The organism is Neobacillus sp. NRS-1170, from assembly GCF_050468025.1.
Window position 1 is genome coordinate 1 of record NZ_JBITPF010000088.1, and the last position, 14242, is coordinate 14242.

Annotated in this window: 13 protein-coding genes and 4 tRNA genes; 10 read left to right on the plus strand and 7 right to left on the minus strand. The window is 39.4% G+C overall.

What is annotated here, in order from left to right; all coding sequences use genetic code 11:
* Nucleotides 1-57 precede the first annotated feature (57 nt).
* The 4 genes from ACIFOT_RS29160 to ACIFOT_RS29175 all read left to right on the plus strand — a co-directional run bounded on the left by ACIFOT_RS29160 (nt 58) and on the right by ACIFOT_RS29175 (nt 390).
* Nucleotides 58-133, plus strand: a tRNA-His gene (locus ACIFOT_RS29160).
* 15 nt (nt 134-148) lie between these two features.
* Nucleotides 149-223 (plus strand) — tRNA-Gln (locus ACIFOT_RS29165).
* 16 nt (nt 224-239) lie between these two features.
* A tRNA-Gly gene (locus ACIFOT_RS29170) sits at nt 240-313 on the plus strand.
* 3 nt (nt 314-316) lie between these two features.
* Nucleotides 317-390, plus strand: a tRNA-Ile gene (locus tag ACIFOT_RS29175).
* A 206-nt stretch (nt 391-596) separates the two neighbouring features.
* Here ACIFOT_RS29175 and ACIFOT_RS29180 read toward each other — a convergent pair.
* Nucleotides 597-1226, minus strand: coding sequence for a histidine phosphatase family protein (locus ACIFOT_RS29180; protein WP_430071514.1), 630 nt, complete (start codon nt 1224-1226; stop codon nt 597-599).
* 208 nt (nt 1227-1434) lie between these two features.
* On the opposite strand from ACIFOT_RS29180, the gene ACIFOT_RS29185 reads away from it, so the two are divergent.
* Entirely contained in the window at nt 1435-1902 is a 468-nt protein-coding gene (locus ACIFOT_RS29185) for a DinB family protein (RefSeq protein WP_430071697.1), read from the plus strand.
* Between the two features lie 46 nt (nt 1903-1948).
* Here ACIFOT_RS29185 and ACIFOT_RS29190 read toward each other — a convergent pair whose 3' ends face one another.
* The 3 genes from ACIFOT_RS29190 to ACIFOT_RS29200 form a co-directional block, all read right to left on the minus strand.
* Complete coding sequence (locus ACIFOT_RS29190) at nt 1949-3556, minus strand: ATP-binding protein (protein ID WP_430071517.1); 1608 nt, start codon at nt 3554-3556, stop codon at nt 1949-1951.
* 98 nt (nt 3557-3654) lie between these two features.
* On the minus strand, nt 3655-4509 hold the full coding sequence (locus tag ACIFOT_RS29195) for a hypothetical protein (RefSeq protein WP_430071520.1): 855 nt from the start codon (nt 4507-4509) through the stop codon (nt 3655-3657).
* A 145-nt stretch (nt 4510-4654) separates the two neighbouring features.
* The gene (locus ACIFOT_RS29200; protein WP_430071522.1) at nt 4655-5494 is read right to left on the minus strand and encodes an RMD1 family protein; all 840 of its coding nucleotides are present in this window, start codon (nt 5492-5494) and stop codon (nt 4655-4657) included.
* 246 nt (nt 5495-5740) lie between these two features.
* Between ACIFOT_RS29200 and ACIFOT_RS29205 the strand changes: the two genes are divergently transcribed.
* The 4 genes from ACIFOT_RS29205 to ACIFOT_RS29220 all read left to right on the plus strand — a co-directional run bounded on the left by ACIFOT_RS29205 (nt 5741) and on the right by ACIFOT_RS29220 (nt 9333).
* Nucleotides 5741-6772: a fatty acid desaturase gene (locus ACIFOT_RS29205; protein ID WP_430071524.1), complete on the plus strand. Its 1032-nt coding sequence runs from the start codon at nt 5741-5743 to the stop codon at nt 6770-6772.
* 79 nt (nt 6773-6851) lie between these two features.
* Nucleotides 6852-7388, plus strand: coding sequence for a response regulator (locus tag ACIFOT_RS29210; RefSeq protein ID WP_430071527.1), 537 nt, complete (start codon nt 6852-6854; stop codon nt 7386-7388).
* Nucleotides 7389-7733: 345 nt separating this feature from the next.
* A complete protein-coding gene (locus tag ACIFOT_RS29215; RefSeq protein WP_430071530.1) occupies nt 7734-8711 on the plus strand; it encodes an efflux RND transporter periplasmic adaptor subunit in 978 nt (325 codons plus the stop codon).
* A gap of 61 nt (nt 8712-8772) precedes the next feature.
* The gene (locus tag ACIFOT_RS29220; RefSeq protein ID WP_430071533.1) at nt 8773-9333 is read left to right on the plus strand and encodes a PepSY-associated TM helix domain-containing protein; all 561 of its coding nucleotides are present in this window, start codon (nt 8773-8775) and stop codon (nt 9331-9333) included.
* A gap of 89 nt (nt 9334-9422) precedes the next feature.
* On the opposite strand, the gene ACIFOT_RS29225 is transcribed toward ACIFOT_RS29220, so the two are convergent.
* Nucleotides 9423-10514 carry a branched-chain amino acid aminotransferase gene (locus ACIFOT_RS29225; RefSeq protein WP_430071536.1) on the minus strand — a complete coding sequence of 364 codons (1092 nt, stop codon included), beginning with the start codon at nt 10512-10514 and terminating at the stop codon, nt 9423-9425.
* Between the two features lie 157 nt (nt 10515-10671).
* On the opposite strand from ACIFOT_RS29225, the gene ACIFOT_RS29230 reads away from it, so the two are divergent.
* The gene (locus tag ACIFOT_RS29230) at nt 10672-11895 is read left to right on the plus strand and encodes an MFS transporter (protein ID WP_430071539.1); all 1224 of its coding nucleotides are present in this window, start codon (nt 10672-10674) and stop codon (nt 11893-11895) included.
* Nucleotides 11896-11910: 15 nt separating this feature from the next.
* On the opposite strand, the gene ACIFOT_RS29235 is transcribed toward ACIFOT_RS29230, so the two are convergent.
* Entirely contained in the window at nt 11911-12837 is a 927-nt protein-coding gene (locus tag ACIFOT_RS29235) for an AraC family transcriptional regulator (protein WP_430071541.1), read from the minus strand.
* A 379-nt stretch (nt 12838-13216) separates the two neighbouring features.
* Nucleotides 13217-14209 carry a metal-dependent hydrolase gene (locus ACIFOT_RS29240; protein ID WP_430071544.1) on the minus strand — a complete coding sequence of 331 codons (993 nt, stop codon included), beginning with the start codon at nt 14207-14209 and terminating at the stop codon, nt 13217-13219.
* Nucleotides 14210-14242: the final 33 nt, after the last annotated feature.

Sequence of the window (14242 nt, forward strand, 5' to 3'; positions counted from 1 at the left end):
CGTCCAGACCGCCATTTTTTTCCTAGCAGGTTTGCTGCTATTGATATATAGATTTTGGCGATTGTGGCGAAGTGGTTAACGCATCGGATTGTGGTTCCGACATTCGTGGGTTCGATTCCCATCAGTCGCCCCATTACATTCATAATATTGGGCTATAGCCAAGCGGTAAGGCATCGCACTTTGACTGCGACATGCGTTGGTTCGAATCCAGCTAGCCCAGCCATTCTTTAATACCACATGCGGGTGTAGTTTAGTGGTAAAACCTCAGCCTTCCAAGCTGATGTTGTGAGTTCGATTCTCATCACCCGCTCCATATGGGCCTATAGCTCAGCTGGTTAGAGCGCACGCCTGATAAGCGTGAGGTCGATGGTTCGAGTCCATTTAGGCCCACTATAAATACATAAAATAACCTATTAAGTAAGAGCGATTGCTAATAAAGTAATCGCTCTTTTTGTTTTACGAAGTTAAAAGCATTGTCCCGTTCGAAAAAAACCTATGACGGTCGATAAGAGCGGTTCATAAAGCCCGTCAGATCGGATTAATTGCGATGATGGTCGATAAGAGCCCTTCCTGTTTAGCCATCCCAATGGTATTTTTCAATTTGCCCCTCGCTCTCTAAAAGACGTGTCCGCAATCCGTTCCACTTGAAATTCCCCGTCCAGGTAGCTGACAACAGATACGCTGCAATTATCATGGTGAAGATATTTTTCGCTTGTGGTTAATTGCATTAAATAATTTCCAATGGTTACGCCGTGAGAAAATACAAGAATATTTCCGCCTTCAAGCTCATGATTTTTAAGAATTTCATCAATCGCTAAACAAGTCCGTGAATAGAGTTGGGAATAGGACTCCCCCTCAGGAGCCGCCAGATTAAAATCAGTAAGACTAAATAAAGTCTCAAGTATATTCCCATATCGAGCGGTAATTTCCGATCTCAATAATGATTCAAGGACACCAAAGTTCATTTCTTTAAGGCGTGCATCGGTCGATAGCGGTATTTTTCGGTCTCCTATTGCATGATTGGCTGTATCAATCACACGCTGACTCTCACTGCAATAGGCTGCTTTGAATTCAACATCCGCTAATCCTCTTCCTACTGCCTGGGCCTGGGCGATTCCTTTTTCAGTAAGCGGGGAATCAGCAAATCCCTGCAATCGCCGTTCCACATTAAATTGCGTTTCTCCATGACGGACAAAATATAGGGTTACTTTTTGGGATTTAGTCACACAGGTCACCTGCTTTTTTAGATTTAATAGAATTCTACCACGAAATATGGTGGTGTCAGGTACCTTTTTGAAGGATATTCCAGTTTTAAGCGGAATTAAAGTAACTATCTGAAATATTGAGGTGAAATTCGTGAAGGTAGATGCAGCAACATTATATATAATCGACCAAAAAGATGGCTTAGGCCTGGAGTTTAGCAAATTAGTTTCGATGATGAATTATACGAGAGAAACAACGATTCAAGCCGTAAAGGATTTAACAATAGAGGAACTGGACTTTCTTTATGATGAGGAAGCTAATTCTATCGGGATGCTGTTGGCTCATTTGGCCGCTGTAGAAAAAACTTATCAGATAGTGACCTTTGAAAATCGGGATCTAACCGAGGAGGAGTTTAGCCGCTTACAAGCCGGGCTGGATTTAGGGAGCCTTGGGCAGGAATGCTTTAAAGGGAAAACAATCGACGATTATCTTCAGGAACTGTCCGATGTTAGAAATACAACCATTGAAAAATTTAAAACACTTCCTGATGAATGGCTATATAAGCAAACTCCTTTTTGGTATGACTGCCCAGCCAACAATTTTTTCAAATGGTTTCATGTTTTCGAGGACGAATTAAGTCACAGAGGCCAAATTCGCATTATCAAAAAAATGTTCAATAAACGTAAAAATAATATTTAATAAAGGGGGCCATCTTTGAATAGATGGTCCCCTAAAAAATTTCAGGTTAGTAATGGATTGGTAGTTCAATAACAAATTCTGTGCCCAGATCATCACTGCTGGCTTGCATCGTTCCTTTATGGTTTTCCACAATCTTTTGTGACACGGGTAAGCCCAAACCGGTTCCAAAATCTTTAGTAGAAAAGAACGGTTCGAAAATATGGGTCAAGATGGAAGGAGGAATTCCTTTCCCGTTATCACTAAAAATAAATTGGACATGTTCAGGAACTACTCTGGTGGAGAGTTTAATTTTTAAAGGAGTATCACTTTTGGCCTGTACGGAGTTTTGAATTAAATTAATGAAAACCTGCAATAATTCCTCACGATTACATAGGATGGTAAGATTTTTAGCATCCGGAGGAATCTCAATATCCAATTCAACACTGTATAATAACGATTCACTTTTGAGAAATTTCAAAAGGTAATCACCTAAAAAATGCTGAACTTGAATGAGTTCCAGCTCTTTAATCGAAGGCTTCGTGATACTCAAGAAATCTGTAATAATTTTATTTGCCCGATCAATTTCTGGGATTAGCAAATTAGAAAATAACTGAGAGGTACTTTCGTCAACCTCTTTTTCAAGGAATTGCAGGTAGCCTCTGACGGTGGTTAGCGGATTCCGTATTTCATGGGCGATACCAGCGGCAATTCGTCCAGCAAGTGCTAGCTTTTCAGCTTCCTTCATTTTTTCTTCAAATAAATACCTGTCCGTGATGTCTCGAAATTGACCAAATCCCCCAATTAATCTTTCTTCCTCATAGATTGGATGCGCGTCAAATAAACAAACGATGTCATCACCATTTTCGTTTGTAAATGTAAGGACTTCGTTTTCATATTTTTCACCATACACAATAACCCGTCGAAAATATTCTCCAATCAAAACAGAATCATATATACTTTTTCCAATCACTGCACTGCTTCTTTTGTTAAAAATTTGCAGAGCAAAATCATTAAACTCTGTTGTAGTTCCTTTTTCATTTGTTATGATGATGCCATTTCTAGTTCTGCTTAACATAATTTGGTTTAAGATATTAAGCTTTCTATTTTGTTTTCTGAGCAGCAATTCTCTTTCAATAGAATCAACTACCTGAGATAACATCGTTAGTAATAAAGGATTCTGATAAGCAATCGGCATCATGATGCTTACACTGCCTAATAAATGATCTTCATCGGTGTAATGAAACGGTGCACCATAACAAGCTATTTCATATAGAAACTTATGATAATGGTCTTCACCTATTAAGGATATAGGGTGCCTTTGTTGTAATACTAAGCTAATGACATTTGTCCCCGTATCTTCCTGTGTAAAAAGGCTTCCTATCTTAATACCAAATTCTTCGACAGTAGATTTGATGGTTTCGTCACCAGCCATATGTAACAAGTAGCCGTTTGAATCAGACACACTGATTAAAATAGGAGTTCCTATTAATGAATCTAAAAGTTTAGTTGAAAAATAACTTACAACTTCCAAAATCTCACTATAGGCTTTCGTTTTCATAAAAAGCTCTTCTTTTGTCAAAAATCTTTTTGGACTTGCTAGTTCGTTAGGGTCCATTCCGAGTTCTTTACAGAATCTCTTAGATTGAGTTATATAGTATGGTTCTGTTTCGCACATCTTCTGTCACTCCAAAGTAGTCAAGAATACTATATTCCTATTTTAAATACTAATCTTATAATGTTCTATAGGTTTTAACAAAAAACTTCCAATAATAATTAATTGGAATCAGGATTCGTGTTCAAAGCAAGGTACTTTCTCCCTCTTTGCGGATAGATTCCCTCTGTTTGGAACCAGCTCCAAACCAATTCCCCGGATTTTTTGCCTATCATACCACTCATAATAATACCTGTTTCAATTAATTTGCTTGGCAGGCCTTTTATGTAATAAGTACGATTAGTTTCTAATTCAGTTAAGACAACGGTCTCCTCGATCCTGCTGGTCACTTCAAATAGACTATCAAGTTGATCAGTACATTGGTTAAATTTCTGATGCACCTGCTCAATATCTTGATCGCGATTCCAATCAGTTTGATGAATTAGAGGGAAGTCGTTTAAAAAGAGGGAATTTAACAGCTTCTCGCAGATTTTAAGTTCAGAGCTGGCCGCTTGGGCAAATTTTTCGACTAATGAATACCAAGAAGTACCTGTTCGACGGTCAAGCCACCTGACAAATTTCTTTAATTGGAATAGGAAGGTTTCAACTTCTTTTTCGTTTGGGGTAATTTTCATGGAATGTGGAAAAAAGGTGAAGATCAATTCTTCCCAAAACGCGGACTGACATTGCTGCCATGAGGGCGGGCAGTTGTCTTCTAAGCAATTGGCCATAAATTTCGAAATGACACGGAGGAATTCGTTGCGGTTTTGGTCGGAGGGTTTTTCACATTTGTAGGCAATTAAATCCTTTCCGTAATATAGCAGAAGACCTCGGTGCCGCATGTCAAATTCAGAACTTATTGCTAAATTCATTAAAAATTCCTGTCGTTCCTTTGGATTTGCAAATTCATGTTTAAATGCTTTTACCTGCAAAATATTGCTACTAAAAAAATCTTTGGTTGTGCCGCTTTTTTTCATAAAATCAATCAACCTGCTTTCTAAATTTTTTTTAAAAAAACAAGAGAGGCTTAAGTGGGGAACTCATGAAGTGACACTCGTATTATATCGTTAATTAGAAATAGTAAGTGTTAGATTAATTGAATTTTTTGTGAATTAAATAAATTCATTTTGGAAGCCATCCCGCAATTTCAAAAATAGTTAGGAGAATCTCAATGACAATGAGAATTACGACAATCCATTCAACAAAAAGGCCGCGGATGGAATGGGAGATGGTAGAAAAACCATCCATGATGTTATACAGAATTTCAGTTTTGCTTTTTAAGATTTTATAGCGGTCGTTCAATTCAAAGAAATCACCCATTCTGTCATAAAATTCGCTGGCACTGTTGCTGGTCCAGGTAATATCGGGTTTATCGAGAATCATGATATAGGCAAGGGTATTATACTCATGACGGACGATTTTTGCTGTTGTTCTTGCCAATTCCTTGTTCCCGATTCGCAGCCTGCCTTTTTCCAATCTATCAATCATTGTCTCAAGCTTATCATGAATTTTTCCGAGCTGTTCTTCGGTTTTCTCAAGAGCCACCGATTTTGCAAGCACAGTGGAAATCACTTCAGGGTAAAACTCTTCATATTCAGGTACCACCACATATTCATCGGTTAATTCGATGTTTTCGGTTTCTTGGATGTGAAGACTGTAATCGTCTGTATATTTATCAGCATGTACGATTTCAAAATCTGACTCGAAGGAATGGATGTAAGTAAATAAATCTTTCATTTCACTTGCGTCAGTGTGATTAATGAAGACAATGCTGCCAAAAGAAAAAACGAGCACCATTTGCGATTCATCCACATTTTTTGTGAGTATGGATTTTAGAATATCGCCTTTTAAAATTAGGGGCTCTTCCCAGGTGAATTTTTTCGGAATGCCGCAATGAATGGCGATTTTGTTCAAATCAATTTCATTCGTGATTGCAAAGGCTTTAAAGGTAATTTCCGTCACTTATATCACTCTCTTCATTGAATTGGTCTTATTTCGAGTTTATTCCAGTTCTTTAAAAACATACTAAGCCATACTTAGTGTTTTTAATCGTTATGATTACTAAACACAAAATGAAAAATTATCTCCGATTTTTCTACTGAATATGACATTTATCATGTCCCGTACATGACACCTGCTACTAACAAGTCCATCTCCCTTCCGATATACTTTGATATAACGACACATAAAGAAGGGAATTCCAATCATATGACCTTACAAGACACTAAAAATTTAAGAAAGCAAGTTGCTCCCTTTGAAAATTCAACAACAAGAGAAAGTGTTTGGCAGATTATTAATACGGTCGCACCGTTTATGATCTTATGGTACCTTGCCTATATCAGCCTGTCTGTTTCTTATTGGTTAGCATTAGTACCATGTATAATAGCTGCAGGATTTCTGACAAGAATTTTCATTATTTTCCATGATTGCACCCATTATTCCTTTTTTAAAAGCCGCCGTGCCAATAGAATATTGGGGACTGCGATGGGGGTATTAACGTTATTCCCGTTTGGTAAATGGGGCCACGAGCATTCCGTTCATCATGCAACAAGCGGTAATTTGGATAAGCGCGGTACAGGTGATATCTGGACCCTTACAGTGGATGAATATTTAGCAGCGCCACTTAAACTTCGTTTAGCCTATCGTTTTTATCGCAATCCTATTGTTATGTTTGTATTAGGACCGATTTATGTTTTCCTTCTTAAAAATAGATTTAACCGAAAAGGTGCAAAAAAGAAGGAACGCTTGAACACCTATTTGACGAATATACTGATTGCAGTTGTAATAGGATTGCTAATCTGGGCGATCGGCTGGCAAGCATTCCTTTTAGTTGAAGGTTCCATTTTCATGATTTCAGGTGCAGCAGGGATTTGGCTGTTCTACGTACAGCATACATTTGAAGATTCTTATTTCGAGGAAGATAAAGATTGGGAGTATGTAAAGGCAGCTGTGGAAGGAAGTTCATTCTATAAGCTTCCAAAAGTATTACAATGGCTTACAGGAAATATTGGATTTCACCATGTTCACCATTTAAGCCCAAGGGTGCCGAACTATAAACTGGAAGAGGCGCACAACAACACGCTTCCATTACAAAATGTACCAACGATTTCTCTTGCAACCAGTTTAAAGTCACTCCGATTCCGTTTATGGGATGAGGAAGCAAAGAATTTTGTAAGCTTTAAAGATGTTCGAACTATAGCGAAAAAAAGTATTTCTATTCAAGCTAAACCTGAACTATAACTACACCATTTTGGCTGACTCCCCTGCATTTATGGGGAGTTTCTGCATAATGGCTCTGCCCGAATAGGAGAGATTGTATATGATTCGAATTGTCATTGCCGAAGACCAGGAACTGCTGTTAGGAGCAATAGGTTCCCTGCTGAATATGGAAGATGATATGCAAGTGGTCGGGCAGGCCGGAAATGGAGAAGAGGCCGTTGCACTTGTGCATCAATTACAGCCGGATGTTTGTATCATGGATATAGAAATGCCTAAAATGAGCGGGCTAGAAGCAGCGGAAGCGTTAAAGTCATTAGGATGTAAAGTCATTATTTTAACAACCTTTGCAAGGGCTGGCTATTTTGAACGGGCTTTAAAGGCGGATGTAAAGGGGTACTTATTGAAGGATGGTCCAAGTGAGGAGTTAGCCTGCTCGATTCGCAGCATCATGGCTGGAAATACAATCTACAGCCCCGAACTAATGGACGTAGGTTCTATTGAAACGGAACAGGAAATAGAATTGCTGGAAAAGCCCGTTGCAGAACCAATCTTAACTAACAAGCCGCGGGCCAAATTAGGAATGGTCAGACATTATTTTTCAACAATCTGGGATAAAATGAAGCTGCCAACTGGATAGCAAAGATTATATATGAGCGAACAGTGCCTGTCACTGTTCGCTTTTTTTGGTTGACTGTGTTAATGGACACTGTTGATTTTTTAACACTGTTGATTGGAGCGGAAGGCGCGAAGACTCCTGCGGGAGTACGGGGCAGGGGAGACCCCGCAGGCGCCAAAGCGCCGAGGAGGCTCCCCGGCACGCCCGCGGAAAGCGAAGCGCCTGGAGCGCAAATCAACAACCAAGTTTAACAGAGCCTTTTTGTTAAGTATAAGTTAAGGTTGGCACACGATAATAGGTCTATCAAATAAAAAGCTTCCATGGAGAATGTTCGCAACACTATCGTGGGTGAAAGGAGCAGGATAAGTGAAAAAGTGGATTTGGATTATAGTAAGTGTTTTGGTAATTGGATTTGTAGGGTATCAGTGGTTTCATTCAAAATCAAGCAGCAATGAAGTGACGACACAAACAAGGACCGCGGTTGTCCAAAAAGGAAAGCTAGAAGTGAAAATCAGCGGCTCAGGTACGGTGGAGCCAGTTACAAGCGAGGATATAAAATCAGCAATTGATAATAACGAAATAGATGAAGTGCTGGTTACAGCCGGTGAGGAAGTGAAAGAGGGAGATGAACTGATTACCTTCACAGATGACAGTGATCCTATCACGGCTCCAGCTGATGGTGTGGTAACAACTGTTTCAGTAGCTGCAGGTGAGCGTGTCACAAACGGACAGGCAGTGGCGCATTTGACCAACTACAAAAATTTACAAACTGTTGTCCAAGTTGATGAATTGGACATACCGAAAATTAAAAAGGATCAAACAGTCAGCTTAACGGTGAGCGCCTATCCTGATAAAACCTATACAGGGAAAGTGACTGCGGTAGCAGAGGAAGGTACCTCTGCAAACGGGTCATCTACTTTTGATGTAACGATTCATATTGATCAGCCATACAATCTAAAGGTTGGCATGAGTACTGAAGCAAGCATTCTAACGAATAGCAAAGAAAATGCACTTTATGTCCCAGTCGATGCCGTTCACACAAATAATAATGAAAAATATGTCCTTATTGCTTCAGCCGGCACAAACACTGATAACGCTGCTGGCACGAACGTTCAAATGACCGTGAAAACAGGGATTGCTACAGATGAATATGTGGAAATAACGGATGGAGTAAGCGAAGGTGATAATATTCTCTTACCGCAGGTTTCTACCAGCAGTTCCTCTAATAACCAAGGAGGGATGATGCAAGGTATGGGCGGCATGGGTGGAATGACCGGAGGTGGAATGCCTCCAAATGGCGGCGGAATGGGTGCACCAAGCGGAAATGGAAAGAGCAGTAATTAATAATCGCACCTATAAATTAATGGCTGTGTTAAAAACCATTGTCGATTTTTAACACTGTTGATTGGAGCGCAAATCAACAACTAAGTTTAACCGAGCCAAATTAATTAAAACGAGGAGTATGATGATGAAAAAAACGAGAAAAGCACATTTATGGATTGGGTTAATTTGTTCTATATTTATTTTCATGGAGTCTATCACAGGTTTGTTAATGAATGAGCCGTGGCTTATCGGACAATCACAGACGGAAAGAATGGGGAATTTCCAGCCAGGCCAATTGCCAGGAACAAGCTCAGATTCAAGCCAAGCACCTGGACAACCACAAGGTCAGACGAGCGGACAAAACCAGACTAATAACCAGACTCAAGCCCAACCTGGGGCTAGCACAAACGGCCAGTTTCCAGGTCAAGGCGGTCTCCGAGGAGAAAAGTCCCAAGGTTCCTTCATGAGTATTATTAGAGGGCTTCATGAAGGAAGAATTGGAACAACCAATATTAAATGGTTAATCGACCTAACCGCAATTGCGATGATTTTCTTAACAGGGTCAGGAATTTACCTATCTTTAAAAGTACTTGGTGTTAATAAAAAAAGGAAAAAGGGAAGAATCGAAAACGAAGTTGCCTAGGGTGCCGAGTACCCCGACGCACAAAAAATATAGAGGCATCTTCTGTAAAACGGAAGGTGCCTCTAACTTTTTTCCAGTTCATATTAAGACTAGTATTGATTAACCTCGACCGGGCTGACTTTAACAGTCCAGTTAAATGGATCTTCTTTTTTTCCAAGTTGTATTCCGGTAATTTCATCATAGATGTCCTGGGATAACTGGCCGATTTGATGATCATTGATGACGATGGTATGACCATTCCAGTTTAATTCGCCTACGGGAGAAATAACGGCTGCCGTTCCTGCACCAAAGACTTCTTCCAATTCACCGCGCTTATGGGCGTCATAAACCTCTTCAATTGAAATTTTCGCTTCGCGGACTGGCACATTCCAATATTTTAGCAGTTGAATTACTGAATCGCGGGTTACACCAGGTAATATGCTGCCATTTAATTTGGGTGTTACCACCTCGCCATTGATCTTGAAGAATATATTCATACTGCCAACTTCTTCAACATACTTATTCTCTTTCGCATCCAGCCAAAGAATTTGGGCATAACCATTTGCATCGGCCTTTTCCTGTGCTTTCAGGCTGGCGGCATAATTTCCTGCGGTCTTTACATGGCCGACTCCACCGATGACGGCCCGGACGTACTGCTCTTCGACAGATATTTTCACAGGGCTTAATTGGTCGCCATAATAGGCTCCAGATGGCGAGAGAATGACGAGCAATTGATACTGGCGGGCAGGGCGGACTCCAAGATAGGCCTCGGTTGCGACAACAAACGGGCGAATGTAAAGGGATTGTCCTTCACCTTCAGGAATCCAATCTTTTTCTGTGAAAATTAATTGTTTAATCGCCTTTAATAAAAAATCTTCATCAATTTGGGGGATGCATAACCGATCACAGGATTCATTCAAACGGCGCATGTTTTTTTCTGGACGGAAGAGCTGGATGGTTCCATCTGCTGTTTTATAAGCCTTCAATCCTTCAAAGATGGCTTGTCCATAGTGAAAAACCATGGCTGCTGGATCAAGTGTTAATGGAGCGTAAGGGATGATTCGCGGATCATGCCAGCCGAGATCGGCATGATAATCCATAACAAACATGTAATCGCTGTAATACTTCCCAAAACCAAGTGCAGCGGAATCTGGCTTTACCTTTAATTCTTCTCTTTGAAAAAATGCAATTTCTTGTTTCATGAACACACCTCTATCCATTCTCTTGTTTACAATTTTTATTATACACCAATGGAATTTAAACCGTGTCCGAGACACCCTAAAGCAAAATCATTTTCGCAAATTTGGAACAGATTTCATTTTCCATCCCCTTTATAATTGCCTCAGGGGGGAAAAGAAAATGAGTTTATTTTTCAAAAAAGATCCGTACAAAGTTTATATTTTTACATGTTTCTTATCACAATTATTTTTTACTTTTATCTTTACCATGAATTTGTTATATCAAGTAGAAATCGTAAAGCTCGACCCGCTGCAGTTAGTTTTAGTTGGAACAGTTTTGGAGGCAGCGGTTTTCCTGTTTGAAATTCCGACGGGTATTGTTTCAGATTTGAAGAGTCGGAAGCTTTCGATTTTAATCGGTTATTTCTTAATCGGAATTGGTTTCATCTTAGAAGGTATGTTTCCGTATTTTATCGCGGTGATAGCTTCGCAAATTGTTTGGGGAATCGGATATACCTTTACAAGTGGTGCCCAGCAGGCTTGGATTGCTGATGAAATAGGGAAAGAGCGTGCCTCAGACGCATTTATAAAAGGGGCGAACGCCGGTAATCTTGGTAAAATGATCGCGATTCCTCTCAGCATGTTAACAGGGTACTTTATGATTAATCTGCCTATCGTCCTGGGCGGCTTTGGAATGATTGGCCTTTCCGTTTTATTATACTTCTTAATGAAAGAGGAACATTTTAAGCCAGTGGAGCACGTAGAAAGAGTTTCCTCATGGAAGACGATCAAGGATAATATGAACCAAATCATAGCGTTTTCGAAAAGAAGTTCCCTAATGAGAATCCTTTTTCTCATTGCTTTGTTTTTTGGATTTTATAGCGAAGGCTTCGACCGGTTATGGATCCCTCATATTTTGAAGGGGATGGAACTAAGAGATTTAGCAGAAGGAAGGTTGGTATTTCTTGTAGGCGGAATTCAGTTTATCGTCGTTATCTTTTCGTTTGCAGCCCTTCATTTTATAAGTAAGAGCTCAATCTCTCAAAAACTTACATCGATTTATGCTGCCCTATTTACAGGAAGCGTCCTGATCATCACCTCCTTAGTGGGGTTTGCTTTATCAAGTTATCTAATTGTTTTTTTAATCTTTTATATCATCATCCAGGTGGCTAGGTATGTGATGCACCCACTCGAGGATATTTGGTTAAATCAAATGATCCCGGATTCCTCGACACGAGCGACTTTCTTTTCCGTAAAAGGGCAGGTAGATGCCATTGGCCAAATTAGCGGCGGTCCGGTTATTGGTCTGATTGCAGTGAACTTTACGATTAAAATAGCTATTCTAACATGTGCATTCCTATTGACTCCGGTCCTAGTTTTATATCGAAAAATCTTGAAAAAATAAGAGAGTGATGCTCGTTCACTCTCTTTCTTTAATAGGGATATGGATTTCCATATATATTTTTTCATAATCCCAGTAATGGCAATGTTCATCATAATATTCAAAGTCAAAAGCTGCTTCATCCACTTCATAGGCTGAATGCGGAAGCCAATCCTCCAAAATATACTGCCATGTCCCTTTAATGGCAGGAACAAACTGGTCCACACCAACAAGAGGGGTCTTAAAGATGGCATACGTTGCTGCCGGAATTTCTAGATGGGTAAGATCGTCCGAAGGTGAAACACCTGCATCCAAATCAACTGCAAATAAGTAGGTGAAGCGATCCTCCTGTTCGGGACTGCTCAAATTAATACAATATTCCCCATGTTTTTTGGGAGCTAATACTTGGTAAAGCATTCTTTCAGTGGAACCATCTGTCAGCCCCTTCTGATCCCAAAAGGCCGGTAGATCTCTAGTATACGAAACGTTTTCGATAATACTTTCAAAGGTTTTGCCAGCAACAGAAAAGGCTGCTTTGACAATAATCTTCGGCTGCATCACAATGCCGCCAATATTTTTTTGTTGAAGACTCATCAAGTCTAATTTTTGCGGCAGCGATCTTGGGCAATGCAGTTTATATAAGCTTGGCGGGCTGCCAAAACATTTCTTAAAGGCTTTGGTAAAACCAGAATGGGTTTCAAATCCATAATCCATGGCAATTTGAATGATTTTTTTGCCATGGACCAATTCATGCAAGGCATACTGGAGTTTTCTTTTTAAAACATAATCCATGACGCTATAGCCAATGTGCTTTTGAAAAATTCGATAGAAATGGAAGGGAGAGTAACCAGCCATTTCCGCTAGTTTTATAGGATTAATTTCATCTTTAATATGCTCTTCAATATAATCAATGACTCGCTGTAGTATTGTTAATGGTTGAATAAGAATCACCTCATGATTCATCATTAACGATACCAGTCCATTTGTAAATATTTAAAAAAGCTGTCCCAGACAAAAGTCTCAGGAGCAGCTTTTTAAATACCTAATTCATTATGTTGGCGCATGGAAATCTACTCTTCCTCCTCATAAGCTTCCGTGGTCGTATCCCTGCACTCCCAGCATTCAGCCCTATTCCTCTCCATAATCGACAATTCCATTCCACAAGAAATGCAATACTCCATAACTCATTTGCCCCTTTCCAGTGAAATTGTTTTTTAACATATGTGATATATATTCAATGAGGTGAAATAATATTTCTCCCTATGCTTGTCAAATGAACATTCATCACCAATCAGTAATAAATCAAAATAGACATCTTCAGAATCTAAAGATGTCCATTTCGATTTTACTTAATAGATGAAGTGGAATTCGTTAAGCTTCGTAACACTTTTTTGTATTGCTTTAACGTGTTTATCTTACCGATATAGCTATTCTTACTTTTGAAGTCAGAGGAAATAAACATGATTGCAAGGTTAGGAAAAAATTTTTTTGTTCGAAAACGGAGATCATTCCAAAAGACTAAATATCCGTTCTTTTTAACAACAACAAATGGATATGCGAATGTTGTACCGGAGAGAAAGTCCGAAACAGACTGGTTATTTGTACTATCTGAAACCAATACTGGAAAATCGATTTTTTTGGAAAGAGTATGTTCAATGGCAAGGTTATTATCTGAATATACACCAAATAAGAAATCCGCATCTGTTTCGATGATAATATTCCATTTAAATGGGGCTATACAGGGAATTAACTTGATACGGACTGCCCTAATAAAGTGTTCCTGTAAATGTTTTTTTGCTGCTGATGTTGAAAAAGTTCTTAGCGCCAGGTATAAAAGTATAAATACATATATGATTAAAAAGGTTATTCCTGATTGATAAATTAAAAGTAAACAAAACCCTAGAATATGGAGCAATAGAATAGAGGGGTCCATTAAAGGGAGCGCATCAAGGGCAATCCATTTTTGGGAAAATGGCATCAAGATTTGCGTTCCGTGCACATTGAATAAATCAAACAGCACATGTAAAATAACCGCCAAAAAAGTCCATAAAAATAAATGGAGAAATCCTGGTCCACCAAAGAATGGATAGAGTAAGCCTGACACCATGATGCCCCATAAAGGAAGAGCAGGAAGTGAATGTGACAGGCCTCTATGATTTCTGAAATAGCTTCCCTTTCCCTTCAATCGATAAAGAATGTCAAAATCAGGTGCATTGGAACCAATAACTGCACCTAAAACGACTGCTTGTGTTAAGAGATGATTTTCAGCAACTACAGGGTCTATTTGAGCCAGAGCCCCAATACCTAAGCCCATCACAATATGAGAAAACGTATCCACTCGATCTCACTCCTTTAGTTTGTTGATTGTTTA

Excerpts from the sequence above, each read along its gene's own strand:
- ACIFOT_RS29185 (WP_430071697.1), top strand. The coding sequence starts at position 1,435 with ATGATGAATTATACGAGAGAAACAACGATTCAAGCCGTAAAGGATTTA.
- ACIFOT_RS29190 (WP_430071517.1), bottom strand. The coding sequence starts at position 3,556 with ATGTGCGAAACAGAACCATACTATATAACTCAATCTAAGAGATTCTGT.
- ACIFOT_RS29195 (WP_430071520.1), bottom strand. The coding sequence starts at position 4,509 with ATGAAAAAAAGCGGCACAACCAAAGATTTTTTTAGTAGCAATATTTTG.
- ACIFOT_RS29205 (WP_430071524.1), top strand. The coding sequence starts at position 5,741 with ATGACCTTACAAGACACTAAAAATTTAAGAAAGCAAGTTGCTCCCTTT.
- ACIFOT_RS29210 (WP_430071527.1), top strand. The coding sequence starts at position 6,852 with ATGATTCGAATTGTCATTGCCGAAGACCAGGAACTGCTGTTAGGAGCA.
- ACIFOT_RS29225 (WP_430071536.1), bottom strand. The coding sequence starts at position 10,514 with ATGAAACAAGAAATTGCATTTTTTCAAAGAGAAGAATTAAAGGTAAAG.
- ACIFOT_RS29230 (WP_430071539.1), top strand. The coding sequence starts at position 10,672 with ATGAGTTTATTTTTCAAAAAAGATCCGTACAAAGTTTATATTTTTACA.
- ACIFOT_RS29235 (WP_430071541.1), bottom strand. The coding sequence starts at position 12,837 with ATGATGAATCATGAGGTGATTCTTATTCAACCATTAACAATACTACAG.